Annotated in this window: 1 protein-coding gene; it reads right to left on the bottom strand. The window is 58.3% G+C overall.

From position 1 onward, the window contains the following. Positions 1–15: 15 nt before the first annotated feature. Positions 16–810, bottom strand: coding sequence for a methyltransferase domain-containing protein (locus AC0L3I_RS36870; RefSeq protein WP_473530225.1), 795 nt, complete (start codon positions 808–810; stop codon positions 16–18). Positions 811–1,021 lie beyond the last annotated feature (211 nt).

Raw genomic sequence — 1,021 nt, 5'->3', positions numbered from 1 at the left:
CTTGAACTGTCCCAGTCACGCAGCCGCAACTTTGTCGGCAACAAAGAGGTAACGATTGAGGCTGAAGAAGAACTTCCCCTGCTTGCCAAGCTCGGCGAATTCAGCAAGCCAGGCGTTTGCTTCCTCCTGGGACACGCCTCTGCGTCCGACCGCAAACGACGCCATGATACCCAGCGCACGCTTGCCGTAGGTGTTATCGTGGTATTCGGGATTGAACATCGGGATCACGTTGCGCTGTCGGATCGTGAAACCGGCGTCGCGGAGGTGCCCTGACAAGATGCGGGGTAGCCCGGCGTGTACGAAATGTTCTTCCCAGGCCGATAACACCCGCCCCATGCGCGCCTCGTCCTCCGTGTGAATCACCAACGACCTGTAATCCGTGTCCAGAACGACCACGCGACCGCCCGGACACGTTACCCGATAAAGCTCCGCAAGGGCTGCCGGAATATCCGCAACATATTCGTAGACCTGAGTCGATACTGCGGCATCGAAACTACCATCCGGATACGGTAGGTTGGTTGCATTTGCCCGCTGGTATTCGGTCCAAGGCAGGTCGGCGCAGCGCTTTCTCGACATGGCTAGCATGTCTTCGCTGATATCAATGCCGCACACACGGCCCTCACGCCCGACTGAAGCTGCCATGTCATAGGCCAGGAGTCCGGGGCCGGAACCGATATCGAGAACCCGTTCACCCTCCCTCAGCTGCAGAGCCTTTAACACTTGGCACCGCTGTGCGGCCACGTCCGGAGTTAGATAGAGCGCCTCGACCTTTCGGCTGGTCTCTTCGTCAAATTGCAGCCCACCGCTCATTTGGTTTGACCTCCCTAAATAGCGCCAGCGCGACAGGCATAGCCACCACTTTAGATTATCATATCCTCATCATATCCGCCTCCCCTCAGCCGGCTCGCGGCGATGTGGTCATGATGCTCGATCTCAGGAACTTCGGCTATTGGCGCGAACAAGCCTGCCAGCGGCGGGCGAATTGGAACCCATTCGAAGAACCAGCGTCGCAATCGGGTGG

This window comes from Mesorhizobium sp. WSM4840, from assembly GCF_055811755.1.
The sequence above is the reverse complement of the archived record's forward strand: the minus strand, read 5'-3'. Positions and strand labels throughout refer to the sequence as shown.